Source organism: Hymenobacter fastidiosus (assembly GCF_039539565.1).
Classification (GTDB): Bacteria; Bacteroidota; Bacteroidia; order Cytophagales; family Hymenobacteraceae; genus Hymenobacter; species Hymenobacter fastidiosus.
Window position 1 is genome coordinate 47,592 of the sequence record NZ_BAABDJ010000034.1, and the last position, 15,130, is coordinate 62,721.

Below are 15,130 nucleotides of genomic sequence, written 5' to 3' on the forward strand. Positions count from 1 at the left end.
TTAGCCCGGGGGCCGGCAAGCTGTTTTTCGAGTCACTTTGTCGGTACATAAATCGGGTTGTTGGTAATGCCGATTCGGTTGCCTGATGGATCTCTTACCTCCGCGTTGATGACCGGTCGGATTAGGAAACGAGAGCGGATATCAGCGAATGAATCGGAAGCCGGGGCTTTGCCGATAGCTTCCGCTTCATCCGCTTCTTCGATCTGCCCTTCGGTTGGTATTGTCCAATAGTAGATGGGCAGGGCGAGTTTCCTGTACTCAGGATCAGTGGTTAAATATATTTTTATGCCCTTAAACCTGTACAGGGCGTAGGGGAATTTCAGCTCAGTGCCGTCGTTGTCCTTGTAGATAGCTTTTTCGTTCTCGGCAAAGAAATCATTGTACCACTTGACGGATCTGACAATATCCTCAACGACATAAATCAGGGTATTCCGTTTGCCCTGCTTTCCATTAGGCATATCAGCTTGCCATCCTTTCCGCCGCTTGCGCTGTCCACCGATCAGCAGCGCCCCACAAGCCAACAGCAGGCCCGCACCTAGAAGATTGTTCTTCATGATTTTAACAAGTAAGGGTTGGTAATAGCGGCAGCAGTGGTGCCTTGAGAGAGCTTTTTTAGAAGTATATCTCTTGCCATCACTGCTCCACGTCCGTATTGGTGAGCGACGGCTTGTAGATGGGGTTGTTGATAACCCCTACCTGATTGCCGGCCGGGTCCAGCACGATAAATTCCTTTACTTCCGTGACGCCGGCTGCTTGGCCGGACTGGCTGCTTTCGGGGCGGCGGGCTTCAATCTGGCGTACCCGCTGGAACAGGCCCCGTTCAAACTTATTGGCCGGATTGGCGTCGAGGGCCGCGTACTTGCGCGCTACATCGGCTGGGGTGGGGAGCACCCAGTAAAATATGGGTTCCTTGAGCTGCAAAAAGCGGGGGCTGGTTTCAAGGCGAACTTCCACACCGTCTACCTCATATACGGCGTAAGGATGCGCGTTATCCAGATCAACCTTGGCGGGCGGCTGCCCAAAGAAGCCGGAATACCACTCGATGGCCGCCTTGATGCGCGAGGCGTCGTGGATGGGATACACGACAGTTTTCTGGGCGGCAAACCGGAATACCGGGTCGGGTGCGTTCCTGCTCGCGGGAGCCTGGGCCAGGCAGGCAAGGCTCAGGCTACCCCAAAGGGCTGGTAAAGCGACCCAAAAACGGTGTTCCATCTGTTTTAGTGGTTAGGACTACACGGCGCCGACAAGCAAGAAATCAGCGGGAAATCAGCGGGAAGCTGAAGTGCGGCTGCTGTCCTGGTAGGTCGTTGCTGCTGCTGACTCCGGGGATGGTAGGTGGGTGGCCGCGCCTGGGTCATTGCAGCCGGCTGGAAAAATAATAGTAACAAGGTAATAAAAAATATAACATATAAAATATGCCAATAAGTGTTGAGCAAACAGCCAGGCTTGATTTCATCCGGACTCGTTGCCGCCAGCAGGCTACCCGGGCGCCGGGGCCGGCTAAGGAGGCGAAAGTGCGGGCCAGAGTAACCGCCGTGCCGCTGGGAGCGGCTAACCTGCCGCTATTGATCAGGCTGAACCCACCAGGAGAGGGCCGGCTACAGGGATTGACAATAAAATTTTAGTAAGTATATTTTGCCATATTTGTAGTGGTTTCGGCTGGTTTGGAGTAGCAGAACAAGGAAGCTCCGTTCAACACGGTGGTTTTAGGGCTTCCAGGAAACGGAGAGGAGTTGATGGAGTGACGCGTGCGCGTGGTGCCCACAGGCTTCAGAAGCCTGCCGGACGGCGCTGGTCCCGACGGTAGCCGGGTATAATTGGCGGAGCCTGAAGGAGCGGAGAATAAGCCTTCAGCGATGAGAGTGCCTGGAAACCTGCCTTTGGCTGGGATATGCTGTCTGAAAAACTTAAGCCAACGGCCATCCCATTTGAGGATGCGGCCCAGCATCTGGATCGGTTCCCGCGGGTGGGCCCCGTGGCCGGACTGGCCGTGTCGCCCTCGCAGATCTGGCAGAAGCTACTTCATTTTGGGCTTTTGCTGGCCGGGGTGTTTTCGGCCGCTCTGGGTCTGAAAGGATTTCTGCTGCCCAATGGCTTTATCGATGGCGGGGTAACCGGCATTTCGTTGCTGATTAGCCAGTTGACCGGGGTGTCGCTGTCGTTGCTGATTGTTGTCATCAACATCCCCTTCGTCGTCCTGGGCTACTACCAGCTTGGGCGGACGTTTGCCCTGAAGACCCTGCTGACTATTCTATGCTTGGCGGGGGCCCTGCTGATTGTTTCGTTTCCGCCCCTCACGCAGGATAAGCTGCTGATTGCCGTATTCGGCGGCTTCTTTCTGGGTGCCGGTATTGGGTTGGCCATGCGGGGCGGCGGCGTACTCGACGGCACCGAGATTCTGGCCGTGTACATCAGCCGCAAGCTGCCGGGCTCGATTGGGGATATCATCCTGATTATAAACATCATGATATTTGGCGTGGCGGCGTGGCTGCTCTCCGTCGAGACGGCACTTTACTCTATTCTGGCGTACTTATCGGCGGCCAAAACGGTGGATTTTATTCTGGTAGGCATCGAAGAATACACCAGCCTGACCATCATTTCCTTCCACAGCACCGAAATCCGCCAGCTTATAACGGATAAGCTGCACCGCGGGGCCACCGTGTCCGAATGCACGCAGGGCTTTGGCTCGCATGGGCATCAGCACCTCAAGGTGGAGGCTATCTTCACCGTGGTTACCCGGCTGGAGGTGATCAGCCTGACCCGGGAAATACATGCTATTGACCCCCACGCCTTCGTGGTCATGCAAAGCGTCAGCGATACGCGCGGAGGCCTGATGAAGAAGCGGGCATTACACTGAGGGGTACGCCCGGCGGCTGGTTAAGCAACCCAGCGAGCGGCCGGAATACTGATTCCAAGAGCAGGCTTCCCATGAATACAAACAAGTGGTATCGTTCTTTGGGGGTGCGGCCGGGGGAGATGAAAACCGTCGGGCTCTTTTTCCTGCACAACTTTCTGCTGAGTATCGGTACCATTCTGGTCTACGTGGCGGCCAACGTGCTGCTGCTGCAAAACCACCCGGAGCGTAACCTGCCGGTAGCCTATTGCGTGGGTGCCGCAGCCATGCTGGCGACGGGTCGGCTATACGCCTGCTGCGAGCATCATTGGCTGCTGCAGAAGCTGGCGGTGCGCACTCTGGCGGCCACGCTGGTGCTCACGGGAGTGCTTGGCCTGGTGGTGCTGGTAGAGTCTTCGGTAGTCGCGGCCGTGGCCATCATGACCGGGTACCGGCTGATTTATCTGCTTACCAATCTGGAGTTCTGGGGGATGTCGGCCGTGGTCTTCACCGCGCGGCAAGGCCGGCGACTTTCCCGCGTCATCAGCGCCGGCGACCTGCCTGCCAAGGCGCTGGGCGCTATGCTGGCGGTCTTGATCCACGTCCACTACCACTTGTTTTTTCTGCTCCTGACGGCTTTTGGCGCCTATCTGCTGGCGCTGTATATGCAGCTCCGAACCTTCGGGATGCCGGCCGCAACCCGGCCCGCGCTGCCCGTAGCCGCCGTGTCGGCGGGGCATACCCGGCAGACGGGAGGAGCCCTGGTACTTTACATGGGACTTAGCCTGACGGCCATTGCCGTGGTAGCAGTGGGCGTGGAGTACCTGTTTTTCATCAACGTCAAGCAAAAAATAGCGGACCACGCCACCCTATTGCAGTATGTGGGCGGGGTGCTGGCCCTGACGTACTTACTCGCCCTGGGATTCCGGCTGCTGGTCGCCCGCCACGGCCTCAACGGGCTGGGCGTGCGCTGGACGCTGACCAGTCTGCCGCTGGCGGCGCTGGCGGGCGTCGCCTTGTTTGGCGGACTGCAGGCTATTGGGGTAGGTGCCACGGGGCAAATGGTGTATTTCGGCGGCCTGTATCTGGGGCTGGAAGTACTTCGTCGGGCGCTGTTCGAGCCGGCCTTTCTGCTGTTGTTCCAACCGTTGCGGCCTCTGAGCCGTCCGCAGGGCCATACCTTACTCAAGAGCTTCTACGAGCCGCTGGGCCTGGGCCTGGGGGGGCTGCTCTTGCTGGGAATGCACTTCAGCGCAGGGTGGGCACCCTGGGCACCGCTCTGCTGGGTGGGGCTGTTCCTGCTGCTGGCGCTGGTACTGTTGCAGAGGGCCTATCAGCACTATCTCAATGAGTTGAAGAAAGCGCTGGGCCTGCGTTTTACGGCTGCGCCCCTGTCTCCCGCGCACCCGCAGGGCAAGCCCGAATGGCCCGCGTCGGCTTGTCCGCCGGCTGAAGCACTCCGGGCGCTGCTGTACCTGCATCGGGCCGACCCCTCAACGCTTGTCAGACACGCCGAAACCCTGTTGAATCATCCGGAAAGCCAGGTGCGTAGCCGGACTCTGGCAATTGTGGGCGACCAGGTCAGCCCCGGGCTGCTGCGCCACCTGACGCTGCATGACCCGGACGCCGCCGTGCGGGAGGCCGCCAGCCGGCTGGCCGGCCGCCACCCCGGGAACGACGACCTGCTGCAACACCCTGATATGGTCGTGCGCAAAGGCGCTATCCGGGGGCGACTGGAGGCGGCCCCCACCGATGCCCTGGGCCAGGCCAGTCTGGCGGCGGTGGCCGCCAGCGCCAGCCACCATCGCACGGCTCTGGAACTCGTCCGCTTTCTGCTGCCCCCGCAGCAGGTAGCGCTTATTCTCACCGGTCTTTGCAGCCCTGAGCCGGCGCTGATACGAGCCGCCACCACAGCGGCGGCGGCGGTTCCGGCCGAAGTTCTGGCCGGAAGTCTGATCGGACTGCTGCATCAGCAGCCGGCCCGGAAGGCCGCGGCCGATAGTCTGGTGCAGTTGGGCGAAGCCACGCTGCCGATTCTGCAGGAAGTACTCACGCGCGAAACGAATGAGCGGCTACTGCCTTACCTGACGCAGGTGTGCGCCCGGCTGAATACCCCGGCCAGCCGCCAGCTTTTGGTCCGGCTAGCCCAGGATTCCAACTTGTGCGGGCGGGCCGCCGCCTTGCGGGCGCTGAATAGTTTGCCGGCGGCCCTGGCCGATGCCCCATTGTTTCAGCGGCTGGTAGAGGAAGAAATGCGCCTGGCTCAGCACCTGCTGCACAGCATGCTGGCCGCCAACGCGGAGCTCCGCACCGCTTTGCGCTACGAGCTTCACAAAATCCAGCAGCGCCTGTTAAGGCTCCTGATGCAGCTCTATGAGCGGCCTCCGCTGCTGGCGGCGCAACGGGGCCTGGCCCACGCCATTGGCGAGCGGCAAGCCAACGCGCTGGAAATTCTGGATAATCTGATTCCCCGACCGCTATACCTGGCCTTGCAGGCGCTGCTGGACGTCGGTAGGCTTAGTGAGAAAGTATCGGTATTCGATGATTTACTGGGCCCCGCGGTTCAGCCCGAAGCCATCCAGACCACCATCATCCGCCGGGGTACGGCGGCATTTTCGGCCTGGACGGTGGGCGTAGCCCTGCGCCAGTGGCACCCCACCCCCGATACCGTGGCCCATCTGTATCCGCATCTGCAAACGTCGGACCCCCTGATTCAGGAAAGCGCGGTGGCCGTGCTGCAGCACCTCCCGCTGCAGCGCCCGGCCGCCTACGACCAGCTGCTTGTGTTGTATCCCACCCTTGCTTTATTTTCCATGAATAACCCGACTTCTGAGTCTGCCGTCTCGTTTCTGGAGCGCGTACGGATGCTGAAAAGTACCGCCCTGTTTGGCCAGACGCCCGAAAGTGTACTGGGCACCATCGTGCCCATCATGCACGAAGTGACCTTTAAACCCGAAGAGGAAATTTTTGCCAAAGGCACCTTAGGCACCTCGCTCTTTATTATCTATGAGGGCCAGGTGGGCATTTTCAACAAGAAACAGCTACTGAGCACCTTCGGCAAAGGAGAGTTTTTTGGCGAGCTGGCCCTGCTCGATGCCGAGCCCCGCTCCGCCTCGGCCGTGGCGCTGCATCCCGTCCGCGCCTTCCGCATCGATCAGGAAGACTTCTACGACGTGACGGAAGAATGCACGGAAGTCGTGCGCAGCATCATGCGCGAGCTGTGTCAGCGGCTACGCCGGCAAAATGAGAAGATGCCGCAGACGGCGAACGAGCCGGTGATTGATTCGGCATAGTAGATAAGTAGCTGATTTTCAATTGTAGGATTTACGCAAACCCGTTGCATTATCTTTCACGCAGGATCTCGCAGGGTTTTGTTCCGTTCGCACTGCGAGACCCTGCAGTTTAACCCTGCGAGAAATGACTTTGGCGAACCAGGGCGTAAGTCCTGACGACACCCAAAGGTGGGGCCCGGCAGTTGGTCGGGCGGACTCTGAATCCAGCAAGGTGTACCATTGGAGCCTGTTTTTCCGACGGCTTCTTCACTTGCCTGGCTTTCGTTAATTCCAGCCGCCACCCAATGCCCGGTACACATTGACCGTGGCATTCAGCTGCTGCATTTTGGTTTCGATGAGGTCAAACTTCGATTCCAGGGCGTCGCGCTGGGTGAAAAGGACCTCGGTATATTCGGCCCGGGCGGCGCGGAAAAGACTGTTCGAGATGTCAATCGATTGGTTGAGCGCGGCTACTTCCCGGGCTTTCGCATCGAAGCTTTTTTGCAGGTTGCTGATGTTTGAGAGTTGGTTGGAAACCTCGATATAGGCGTTCAGCACGGTCTTTTCGTAGCGATATACCGCCTGGGTTTGCAGGGCGTTGGCGGTGTAGTACGTGGCCTTTATTCCGTTCCGATTAAAAAGTGGCGCCACTAAATCGCCCCCCAGCGAATACAACAGGGATTGGGGAGATGAAACCAGCAAGCCGGGCGTGAACGCGGCCATGCCTACGGCGGCGGAAAGGTTGAGCGACGGGTAGAAGTTGGCGCGGGCTACCTGCACGTTTAGCTTAGCGGCTCCCAGCTGCTGCTCGGCCTGCCGGATATCCGGGCGGTTGGTCAGCAGTTGGGTGGGCATACCGGCCGTGATGACGCTCGGCACCAAATCATTAAACGACTCATCGTTCCGGGCCACCGGCTGCGGGTAGCGGCCCGCCAGATAGTTAATCCTGTTCTCGGTCTCGACGATGCTTTGCTGGAGCTTGAATTGCAGGCTGCGGGTGTGCTGCACCTGGGCCTCAAAGCGCTGCACGGCCAGCTCGGTGGTGCGGGCCGCTTCCTTTTGCAGGCGCACCAGCTCCAGCGCGTTGCTCTGGATGCCGATGTTCTGCTTCACGATGACCAGCTGATTATCGAGGGCGAGCAGCTCGTAGTACGAGTTGGCAATCTCCGCAATCAGGTTAGTCATCATGAAGTTTTTGCCCTCCACCGAGGCCAGGTACCGCAGGGCGGCGGCTTTCTTCGCATTGCGCAGCTTGTGCCAGATATCGACCTCCCAGGTGGCAAAGGCGCCCAGCTGAAAGTTCGTGAGGGGGGCGGGCGTGCGGCGGTCCTCCTTAATGTCGACCTGCTCCTCCGTCGCGCCCTGCAGCGTGTAGCGGCCCACTTTCGCCACATCGGCCCGGGCCCCCAGGCCCACGAAGGGTAGGTACTCGCCGCTGCGGGCGCGCACTTCGTTGCGGGCAATTTCGATTTCCTGCAGCGTGATATTCAGCTCCTGGTTGTTTTGCAGGGCCGTTGCTATCAGGGCTTGCAGGTTGGGGTCGGCGAAAAACTGCTGCCACTGGAGGCGCGCCGTGCTGGCGCTGTCCGGGGTAGCCCCTGGGTTGGCGGTGGCGTAGCTGGCCGGCGTGTTGCGGCTCTCGTTCTTCACTACCAGCTCCGGGGTTTTGCAGGCGCCTACCGCCAGCGCCAGGCTGGCGGCGCCGAGGCATTGATAAATTCGTTTCTTAAGCATAAGGCTCCATTTCTTCTATTTCCACCCGGGGCTCAACGCCTTCGAAAATCGGGGACTCGTTTTCGTCCTTAATCAGCTTGCTGTCGCCGGCCAGGGTGCCGAAGAAGTAGTACAGGCCGGGGATGATGATGACCCCGAACACGGTGCCGAACAGCATGCCGCCCAGGGCCGAGCTGCCGATGGTGCGGTTGCCGATGGCGCCCGCGCCCGTGGCCACTACCAGCGGAATCAGGCCGGCGATGAAGGCGAACGAGGTCATCAGAATGGGGCGGAAACGCACCCGGGCGCCTTCGATGGCCGCGTCGCGCACCGACATACCTTCCTCGTGTTTCAGGGCCGCGAATTCGACAATCAGTACGGCGTTCTTGCCCAGCAAACCGACCAGCATCACGAGGCCTACCTGGGCGTAGATGTCGTTGGCCAGGCCAAACATCTTAATGAACAGGAACGACCCGAACACCCCCGCCACCAGCGAGAAAATAACGGCCAGCGGCAGCAGAAAGCTCTCGTACTGCGCGGCCAGCACGAGGTACACGAACACCAGCACAATGAGGAAAATGACGACCGATTCGTTGCCGCGGCTCACTTCGTCTTTCGACAGCCCGCCCCAGTCGATGTCGTAGCCGTGGGGCAGGTCTTTGGCCACTTCCTGCACCGCCTTGAGGGCCTCGCCGCTGCTGAAACCGGCGGCCGCGCCGCCGCGGATGGAAGCCGTGGTGTACATGTTGTAGCGGTTGATTTCGTTGGCGCCCTGGGTCTTCACGATTTTCATAAAGGCCGAGAACGGCACCATTTCGCCCTTGTCGTTCTTGGCCCACATGTTCAGGATGTCCTCGGGCAGCTTGCGGTACTCGGGCGAGGCCTGCACGAACACCTTGAAAAAGCGCTGGTATTTGATGAAGCCCAGCTCGTACGTCGAGCCCACCATGATGCTCAGCGTGTTCATGGCGTTGCCGATGCTCACGCCTTTCTGCATGGCCAGCTCGTTGTCAATCTTGAGCTCGTACTGCGGGTAGTTGGCCGAGAAGAAGGTGAACAGGCCCGCCAGCTCCTTGCGCTTTTTGAGCTTGCCCATGAATTCCTCGTTCACCTTTTCCAGCGCCTTGTAGTCGCCGGAGTTGGTTTTGTCGAGCAATTGGAGCTGGAAGCCGCCGGCCGCGCCGTAGCCCGGCACGGCCGGCGGCTCGAAGAATTCGATGGTCGCACCCGGAATTTCGCGCGCCTTGCGTTCCAGATTTTCAATGATTTCGGCAATGGATTCCTTGCGCTCCGACCACGGCTTCAGGTCCAGCAGACAGGTGCCGGCGTTCGAGCCCCGGCCCTCGGTGAGTACCTCGTAGCCCGCCAGCGTGGAGACGTTGGCAACGCCGGGCACGTCCTGGGCCAGACTGGCCAGGCGCTGCGATACGGCGTTGGTTTGCTCCAGCGTGGTGCCGGGCGGCGTCTGCACGATGGCGTAAATCAGGCCCTGGTCTTCGCTGGGGATAAAGCCGGCCGGCAGCCGGGCCGCGATGGCCCAGATGCCCAGCCCGAAGGCCAGCAGCATGGCGAAAGTGATAAGGCGGTTGGCCACAATCCGCTCCAGCAGGCCGGTGTAGGCGTTGGTCAGCCGCTCAAAGCCCCGGTTGAACCAGTCGAAAAAGCGCTGCATGGGCGTTTTCTTTTTGGGCTGGCCGTGGTGGTTCTTCAGAATCATGGCGCAGAGCACCGGCGTCAGCGTGAGGGCCACGAGGCCCGAAATCACGATGGCCGTGGCCATCGTAATCGAGAACTGGCGGTAGAAAATGCCCACTGGCCCGCTCATGAACGATACCGGAATAAACACGGCCGTCATCATGATGGTGATGGCGATAATGGCCCCGCTGATTTCGCCCACCACCTTGCGCACGGCGTTATAGGGCGAGAGGTGCTCCTGCTCCATCTTGGCGTGCACGGCCTCGATTACCACAATGGCGTTATCGACCACGATGCCAATGGACAGTACCAGCGCAAACAGCGTAATCATGTTGATGGTGAGCCCGAACGCCTGCATGGCCATGAACGAACCCACCAGCGACACCGGCACGGCCAGGGCCGGAATCAGCGTCGAGCGCCAGTCGCCCAGGAACAGGAACACCACCAGGGCCACCAGAATAAAGGCGTCGCGCAGGGTGTGAATCACGTTCTCAATCGAGGCGTCGAGGAAGTTCGACACGTCGTAGGTGATTTTGTAGTCCATGCCGGGCGGGAAGCTGCTTTTCTTCAGCTCTTCCAGCTTGGCTTTCACCGCCTTAATCACGTCCGAGGCGTTCGAGCCGTAGGTCTGCTTCAGCACGATGGCCGCCGAGGGGTACTGGTTCAGGTTGGAGTAGATGTCGTAGTACTCCGAGCCCAGCTCCACGTTGGCCACGTCGCGCAGGTGCAGACTTTCGCCGTTGGCGTTGGCCCGCAGGATGACGTTCTTGTACTGCTCCACATCGTTGAAGCGGCCCTGGTAGCTGAGCACGTACTCCAGCGACTGCGCCTGCTTGCCATCGGAGCGGCCGATGCGGCCGGGCGAGCCGATGACGCTCTGCTCGTCCAGCGCCTTCATCACGTCGTCCACCGAGAGGTTGTAGGCGCGCATCCGGTCGGGCTTGAGCCACACGCGCATGGCGTACTGCCGGCTGCCCAGAATGCTGGCCCGGCCAATGCCGCTCAGGCGCTGCAGCTCGGGTATCATGTTCACCCCGGCGAAGTTGAACAGGTACTTCATGTCGGTGTTCTTGTCCTTGCTGTACAAGTTTACATACATCAGCATGTTGGGCACCACGCGGTTCACAATCACGCCCTCGCGCTGCACCAGCAGCGGCAGGCGGTTCAGCACCTGCGCGATGCGGGTGTTCACGTTCACCACGGCCTGGTCGGGGTTAGTGCCGAGGTTGAAGACAATCTGAATGTTGGCTTCGCCGGCGCTCACGGCGTCAGAAGTCATGTACTTCATGCCCGGCACGCCGTTCACGGCCTGCTCCAGCGGAATAAGCACCGACTCGGTGAGCACCTTGGCGCTGGCGCCGGGGTACGAGGCACTCACCATGACCAGCGGCGGGGAGATGTCCGGAAACTGCGACGTGGGCAGCTGCACGATGGCCAGCCCGCCCATCAGCAGGATGACCACCGAAATGACAATGGCGAAGACGGGCCGCCGAATGAATTTACTGAACATAGATGTTGGATAATGAAAGCCAAAGGGTTGTCATGCTGAGCATTCTGCGCGTCAAGCAGAGACCGAAGCATCTCTACTGCAGCAGTAATCAATGCCGCTGCAACTAAGCGGTAGAGATGCTTCGGTCTCTGCTTGATGCGCAGAATGCTCAGCATGACGTTCTGTTTCGGAATTGCTTGCGCTACTCGCTGTACACTTTCAGGTGCGAAATGACCGCCTGCGGGGCCCGATAGTCGTAGGTCACTTTGTCGCCATCCTTCACCTTGCGCAAGCCTTCGAGCAGAATCCGGTCGGTGGCGGTAATGCCGGATTTGATGACGTACAGGTCGGGCATTTCGGAGCCGATGTTGATTTCCCGCTGGTGCACTACGTTGCTTTTGTCGACCACGAAGACGTACTTTTTCTCCAGGATTTCGAACGTGGCTTTCTGCGGAATAATCAGCGCGTTTTTAAGTGGCACCGTCATGAGGATGCTGCCGGTTTCGCCGTTGCGCAACAGCGCGTCGGGGTTAGGGAAAGTGGCCCGGAAGGCGATGTTACCGGTTTCGTTGTTGAAGTCTGCCTCAATGGTTTGCACCACGCCGGGCTGATTAAACACCTCGTTGTTGGCCATCAGCAGCTTCACTTTTTGCGCGTTGTCGCTGGCTTTGGCATGGGCTTGATAAGCCAGGTATTCCGCTTCCGGCACATTGAAATAGACCCACATTTTGCTGTTATCGGAGAGCGTCGTCAGCAAGTCGCCCTCGTCCACGAGGCTGCCCAGCCGGCCCTGGAAATGGTCCATGATGCCGCTGAACGGCGCGCGGACCGTAGTAAACTGCAGGTGGGTCCGGGCCAGGGATACGTCGGCACTGGCCTTATCGAACTTGGCCTGGGCCAGCGCCAGCTCGCTGCCCGACACGATGTTTTTGTCGGCCAGCTTCTTGGTGTTCTGGTATTCGAGGCCCACGTAGTTGGCCTCGGCCTGCGACTTTTTCAGCTCCGCCTGGTATATCGTGGGCTTAATCTGAAACATGAGCTGCCCTTGCTGCACGTGCTGCCCCTCGTCGACATAAATCTTTTCCAGGTAGCCTTTCTCCAGCGCCCGCAGCTCAATGCGCTGGACGGAGTGAATCTGGGCCACGTACTGTTTGCTCACGGTGGTGTCTTTCAGCAACGGGCTGGTCGCTACTAACCGGACTTTTTCTGCCACTTCTTTTTTTTCCTCCGAGCAGCCCGTACCGCAATACAAGGCACACAAGCTCAACAGCGCGAGCAGGGACATTCTTTTCATAAAACCGTTCCTTCACTTTTTGGAATGAGCAAAGGTGCGGGGGCCGCATTAACCTGAGATTGGAAGGAAATTAGAAGTTTCTAATGCGGGGCAAACAGGCGCTACGGCGGCCACCGGTAACTGCTTATTGCTGCGCGGAAGCGGCTCAAAATTGCCCTCGTCCAGTGACAAGCGCTGTCGCGCGCTGGCTTTAGGCGCTATGCTGCTATTTTAGCCAAAACCACCAGTTTCCCACAGCCACAGCCGGAACGTCGTGCCTTCGCCCACCACCGATTGGGCCGCGACGCCGCCCCCGTGCAACTCCGCGATGCGCTGCACCAGGCTTAGCCCCACGCCGTTGCCGCCGATGCGGGCGCGCACGGCCTCGGCCCGGTAGAACGGCTCGAAGATGTGCAGCAGCGTGTCGGGGGCCATGCCGATGCCGGTGTCGTGCACGGTAAAGGTGCCGCCACCGGGGCTCTGGGCGAGGCTGGCGCGGATGGGCGAGCCGGCGGGCGAGTACTTGCAGGCATTGTCGAGCAGGTTGATGAGCGCCAGGGTAAGCAGCTCGGCATGGGCGCGGGCCTGGCAGTCCTCCACCGCGCCGGGCAGGTGCAGCTCGATGGTGGCGGCGGGGTAGCGGCGCTGCACGGCCTGCACGGCATCGAGCAGGGGCTCGGTCAGCAGCACGGGCGTCATGGGCAGGTCGTGAGCGGGCTTCTCCTGGCTCAGCTCGGCCAGCAGCAGCAGGTCGTTGGTGAGCGAGATGAGGCGCCGCACCTCCTCGGTGGCCGAAGTAAGCGTGGCGCGCAGGTCCTGGGGACGCTGGTCGTAGGTTTGTGAGATGTCGAGCATTCCCAGCAGGTTGGCCAGGGGCGTGCGCAGCTCATGCGAGGCCTGCCACACGAACGTGCGGTTCTGGGCCACGGTATCGGCCAGGCGGGCCACCAGGGCATTGAATTGCGCCGCCAGGCGGGCCAGCTCGTCGTGGCCGTTGCCGGTCGAGAGCCGCTGGTTCAGGGTACGGGAAGAAAGCGCCTGAATTTCCCGGCTTAGCTGCTGCACCGGGCTCAGGGCGCGCCCGGCGAACAGGTTGGCCAACGCGACAACTAACGTCAGGCCTAATACATTGGTAATAATCAAGCTGTTGCGGAGGCGTTGGAGCCCCTCCCGGCCAAACTTATCCTCCGCCGTGACGACCACCACGAACCGTTCGTTGCCTTCCCTGGTGTAGAGGGCTACGCCCAGCGCCAGCCCGTGGGTAAAAGCCACCGGCCCGGCCGTGCGCGCCTGCCGCAGCACGCGGGAAGTAATCACCAACCCGGGATTGGCCCGGCTGGCGTAGGTGAGCTGGTCGGCTTCGTTGTAGATGGCCTCGTACTGGTTTTGCTGGGTCAGCAGCAGGATGGCATCGGTCGGCTCCAGGCGGTCGTGCTTGCGCACATACACTTTCGCCGTGGCCTCGGCCTTGCGGAGCAACAGCCCCTGGAAAATTCCCCGCTGGCTGCTACGCTCAAAGAAATACACCCCACACGACAATGCCACGACCAGGGCCAGCATCAGGCCGGCAAAGAAAAGCGTGAGGCGGGTACGTATGGTCATGCGGAAAGGCGTCTGATGAGCAGCGGGGTGGCAGCAGTAGTCACGCGGTGGGCTTACTCGCGCAGTACGTAGCCCATGCCCACGACCGTGTGGATGAGCTTGGGTGAAAACTCTTTATCAATCTTCCGGCGCAGGTACGTGATGTACACGTCGATAATATTGGTGTTGGTATCGAATTTTAACTCCCAGACTTTTTCCGCGATATCCACCCGCGACACCACGTGGCCCTGGTTCAGGAGCAGGTATTCAAGCAGCGCATACTCCCGGGCGGTGAGGGTGATGGGCCGGCCGGCGCGCTCCACGCGCTTGGTGGTGAGGTGCAGCGTGAGGTCGGCGATGCCCAGGGTGCGGCCGGGGCCGACGTCGTGGTAGCGGCGGTAGAGGGCGCGCACCCGCAACAGCAATTCCTGAAACTCGAAGGGCTTGACCAGGTAGTCGTCGGCCCCCGCGTCATACCCCTCGGTTTTGTGGCCGATGCCGCCCAGGGCCGTCAGCAGCAGAATGGCAATCTTGGGTTGTTCGGCGCGCAAGCGGCGGCACACCTCGAAGCCGTTGAGCTGGGGCAGGCTGACATCCAGAATGACCACGTCGTACTCGCCGTGCCGGGCCATGCTCAGGCCCAGCTGGCCATCGAAGGCAGTTTCAACCCAGTAGCCTTCGCCTTCCAGGCCCTTGCGCACGAAAGAGCTGAGCTTGACCTCGTCTTCTACCAGTAGAATCTTCATAGAATAGCAGCTTGCGCGAAGGAGCGCAAAGGTAACGGAATGCCCGGGCCCCGTAGGGGACTTCACCGGCCGCAGCTACTGGCAGCAGGGGTTTCCGTTACAACCTGGCGTAAGCTGAGCTGGGTTCAAAAGGAAGAAGTCAGGCTGAAGCCGGGCTATAATCGCCTTGAGAGGGAATACCGGATTGGCGGTGGTCCGAAGCAGAATGGTACGGCCCACGGATTCTAAAAAAATGCCCGAAACCGGCCTCAAAAGCCTGCCGGCTGCGAAATCGTAACAGCTTACAGCGGTGGAGCTGTTTAGAAAGTCGGTTTTTCTACGCGTTTGTCATCCTGAGCGCAGCGAAGGACCTTATCCCGCCTGGTAGTTCAGCGAGCGGGTACCGTTCAGCCGGGATAAGGTCTTTCGCTCTGCTCAGGATGACAGACTGCGTGACTTTCTAAACAGCTTCGGCAGCTAAAAAATGAAATCACTCCTGTCTGGACCACCGCCCTAAGTTCAACGGCCCCTGGGAGAAGCATACCATCG

The 15,130-nt window shown here is 60.1% G+C and carries 9 protein-coding genes; 2 read left to right on the forward strand and 7 right to left on the reverse strand.

Annotated elements, in window-relative coordinates; all coding sequences use genetic code 11:
- Window positions 1-32 precede the first annotated feature (32 nt).
- Together ABD833_RS14100 and ABD833_RS14105 are read right to left on the reverse strand one after the other, a co-directional pair.
- Window positions 33-554 carry a hypothetical protein gene (locus ABD833_RS14100; RefSeq protein ID WP_345073835.1) on the reverse strand — a complete coding sequence of 174 codons (522 nt, stop codon included), beginning with the start codon at window positions 552-554 and terminating at the stop codon, window positions 33-35.
- A gap of 79 nt (window positions 555-633) precedes the next feature.
- The gene (locus ABD833_RS14105) at window positions 634-1,212 is read right to left on the reverse strand and encodes a hypothetical protein (protein WP_345073836.1); all 579 of its coding nucleotides are present in this window, start codon (window positions 1,210-1,212) and stop codon (window positions 634-636) included.
- 679 nt (window positions 1,213-1,891) lie between these two features.
- On the opposite strand from ABD833_RS14105, the gene ABD833_RS14110 reads away from it, so the two are divergent.
- A complete protein-coding gene (locus tag ABD833_RS14110; RefSeq protein ID WP_345073837.1) occupies window positions 1,892-2,857 on the forward strand; it encodes a YitT family protein in 966 nt (321 codons plus the stop codon).
- Window positions 2,858-2,928: 71 nt separating this feature from the next.
- Window positions 2,929-6,126: a cyclic nucleotide-binding domain-containing protein gene (locus tag ABD833_RS14115; protein WP_345073838.1), complete on the forward strand. Its 3,198-nt coding sequence runs from the start codon at window positions 2,929-2,931 to the stop codon at window positions 6,124-6,126.
- 264 nt (window positions 6,127-6,390) lie between these two features.
- On the opposite strand, the gene ABD833_RS14120 is transcribed toward ABD833_RS14115, so the two are convergent.
- The 5 genes from ABD833_RS14120 to ABD833_RS14140 form a co-directional block, all read right to left on the reverse strand.
- Window positions 6,391-7,839, reverse strand: coding sequence for a TolC family protein (locus tag ABD833_RS14120; protein WP_345073839.1), 1,449 nt, complete (start codon window positions 7,837-7,839; stop codon window positions 6,391-6,393).
- On the reverse strand, window positions 7,832-11,023 hold the full coding sequence (locus ABD833_RS14125) for an efflux RND transporter permease subunit (protein WP_345073840.1): 3,192 nt from the start codon (window positions 11,021-11,023) through the stop codon (window positions 7,832-7,834). Before ABD833_RS14125 ends, ABD833_RS14120 begins: the two co-directional genes overlap by 8 nt.
- A 181-nt stretch (window positions 11,024-11,204) precedes the next feature.
- Window positions 11,205-12,287, reverse strand: coding sequence for an efflux RND transporter periplasmic adaptor subunit (locus ABD833_RS14130; protein WP_425553666.1), 1,083 nt, complete (start codon window positions 12,285-12,287; stop codon window positions 11,205-11,207).
- Window positions 12,288-12,506: 219 nt separating this feature from the next.
- Entirely contained in the window at window positions 12,507-13,877 is a 1,371-nt protein-coding gene (locus ABD833_RS14135) for a sensor histidine kinase (RefSeq protein ID WP_345073842.1), read from the reverse strand.
- A 53-nt stretch (window positions 13,878-13,930) separates the two neighbouring features.
- Complete coding sequence (locus ABD833_RS14140) at window positions 13,931-14,602, reverse strand: response regulator (protein WP_345073843.1); 672 nt, start codon at window positions 14,600-14,602, stop codon at window positions 13,931-13,933.
- Window positions 14,603-15,130 lie beyond the last annotated feature (528 nt).

Coding starts and splice junctions, on each gene's coding strand:
- ABD833_RS14100 (WP_345073835.1), bottom strand. CDS start 554: ATGAAGAACAATCTTCTAGGTGCGGGCCTGCTGTTGGCTTGTGGGGCG.
- ABD833_RS14105 (WP_345073836.1), bottom strand. CDS start 1,212: ATGGAACACCGTTTTTGGGTCGCTTTACCAGCCCTTTGGGGTAGCCTG.
- ABD833_RS14110 (WP_345073837.1), top strand. CDS start 1,892: ATGCTGTCTGAAAAACTTAAGCCAACGGCCATCCCATTTGAGGATGCG.
- ABD833_RS14115 (WP_345073838.1), top strand. CDS start 2,929: ATGAATACAAACAAGTGGTATCGTTCTTTGGGGGTGCGGCCGGGGGAG.
- ABD833_RS14120 (WP_345073839.1), bottom strand. CDS start 7,839: ATGCTTAAGAAACGAATTTATCAATGCCTCGGCGCCGCCAGCCTGGCG.
- ABD833_RS14125 (WP_345073840.1), bottom strand. CDS start 11,023: ATGTTCAGTAAATTCATTCGGCGGCCCGTCTTCGCCATTGTCATTTCG.
- ABD833_RS14130 (WP_425553666.1), bottom strand. CDS start 12,287: ATGTCCCTGCTCGCGCTGTTGAGCTTGTGTGCCTTGTATTGCGGTACG.
- ABD833_RS14135 (WP_345073842.1), bottom strand. CDS start 13,877: ATGACCATACGTACCCGCCTCACGCTTTTCTTTGCCGGCCTGATGCTG.
- ABD833_RS14140 (WP_345073843.1), bottom strand. CDS start 14,602: ATGAAGATTCTACTGGTAGAAGACGAGGTCAAGCTCAGCTCTTTCGTG.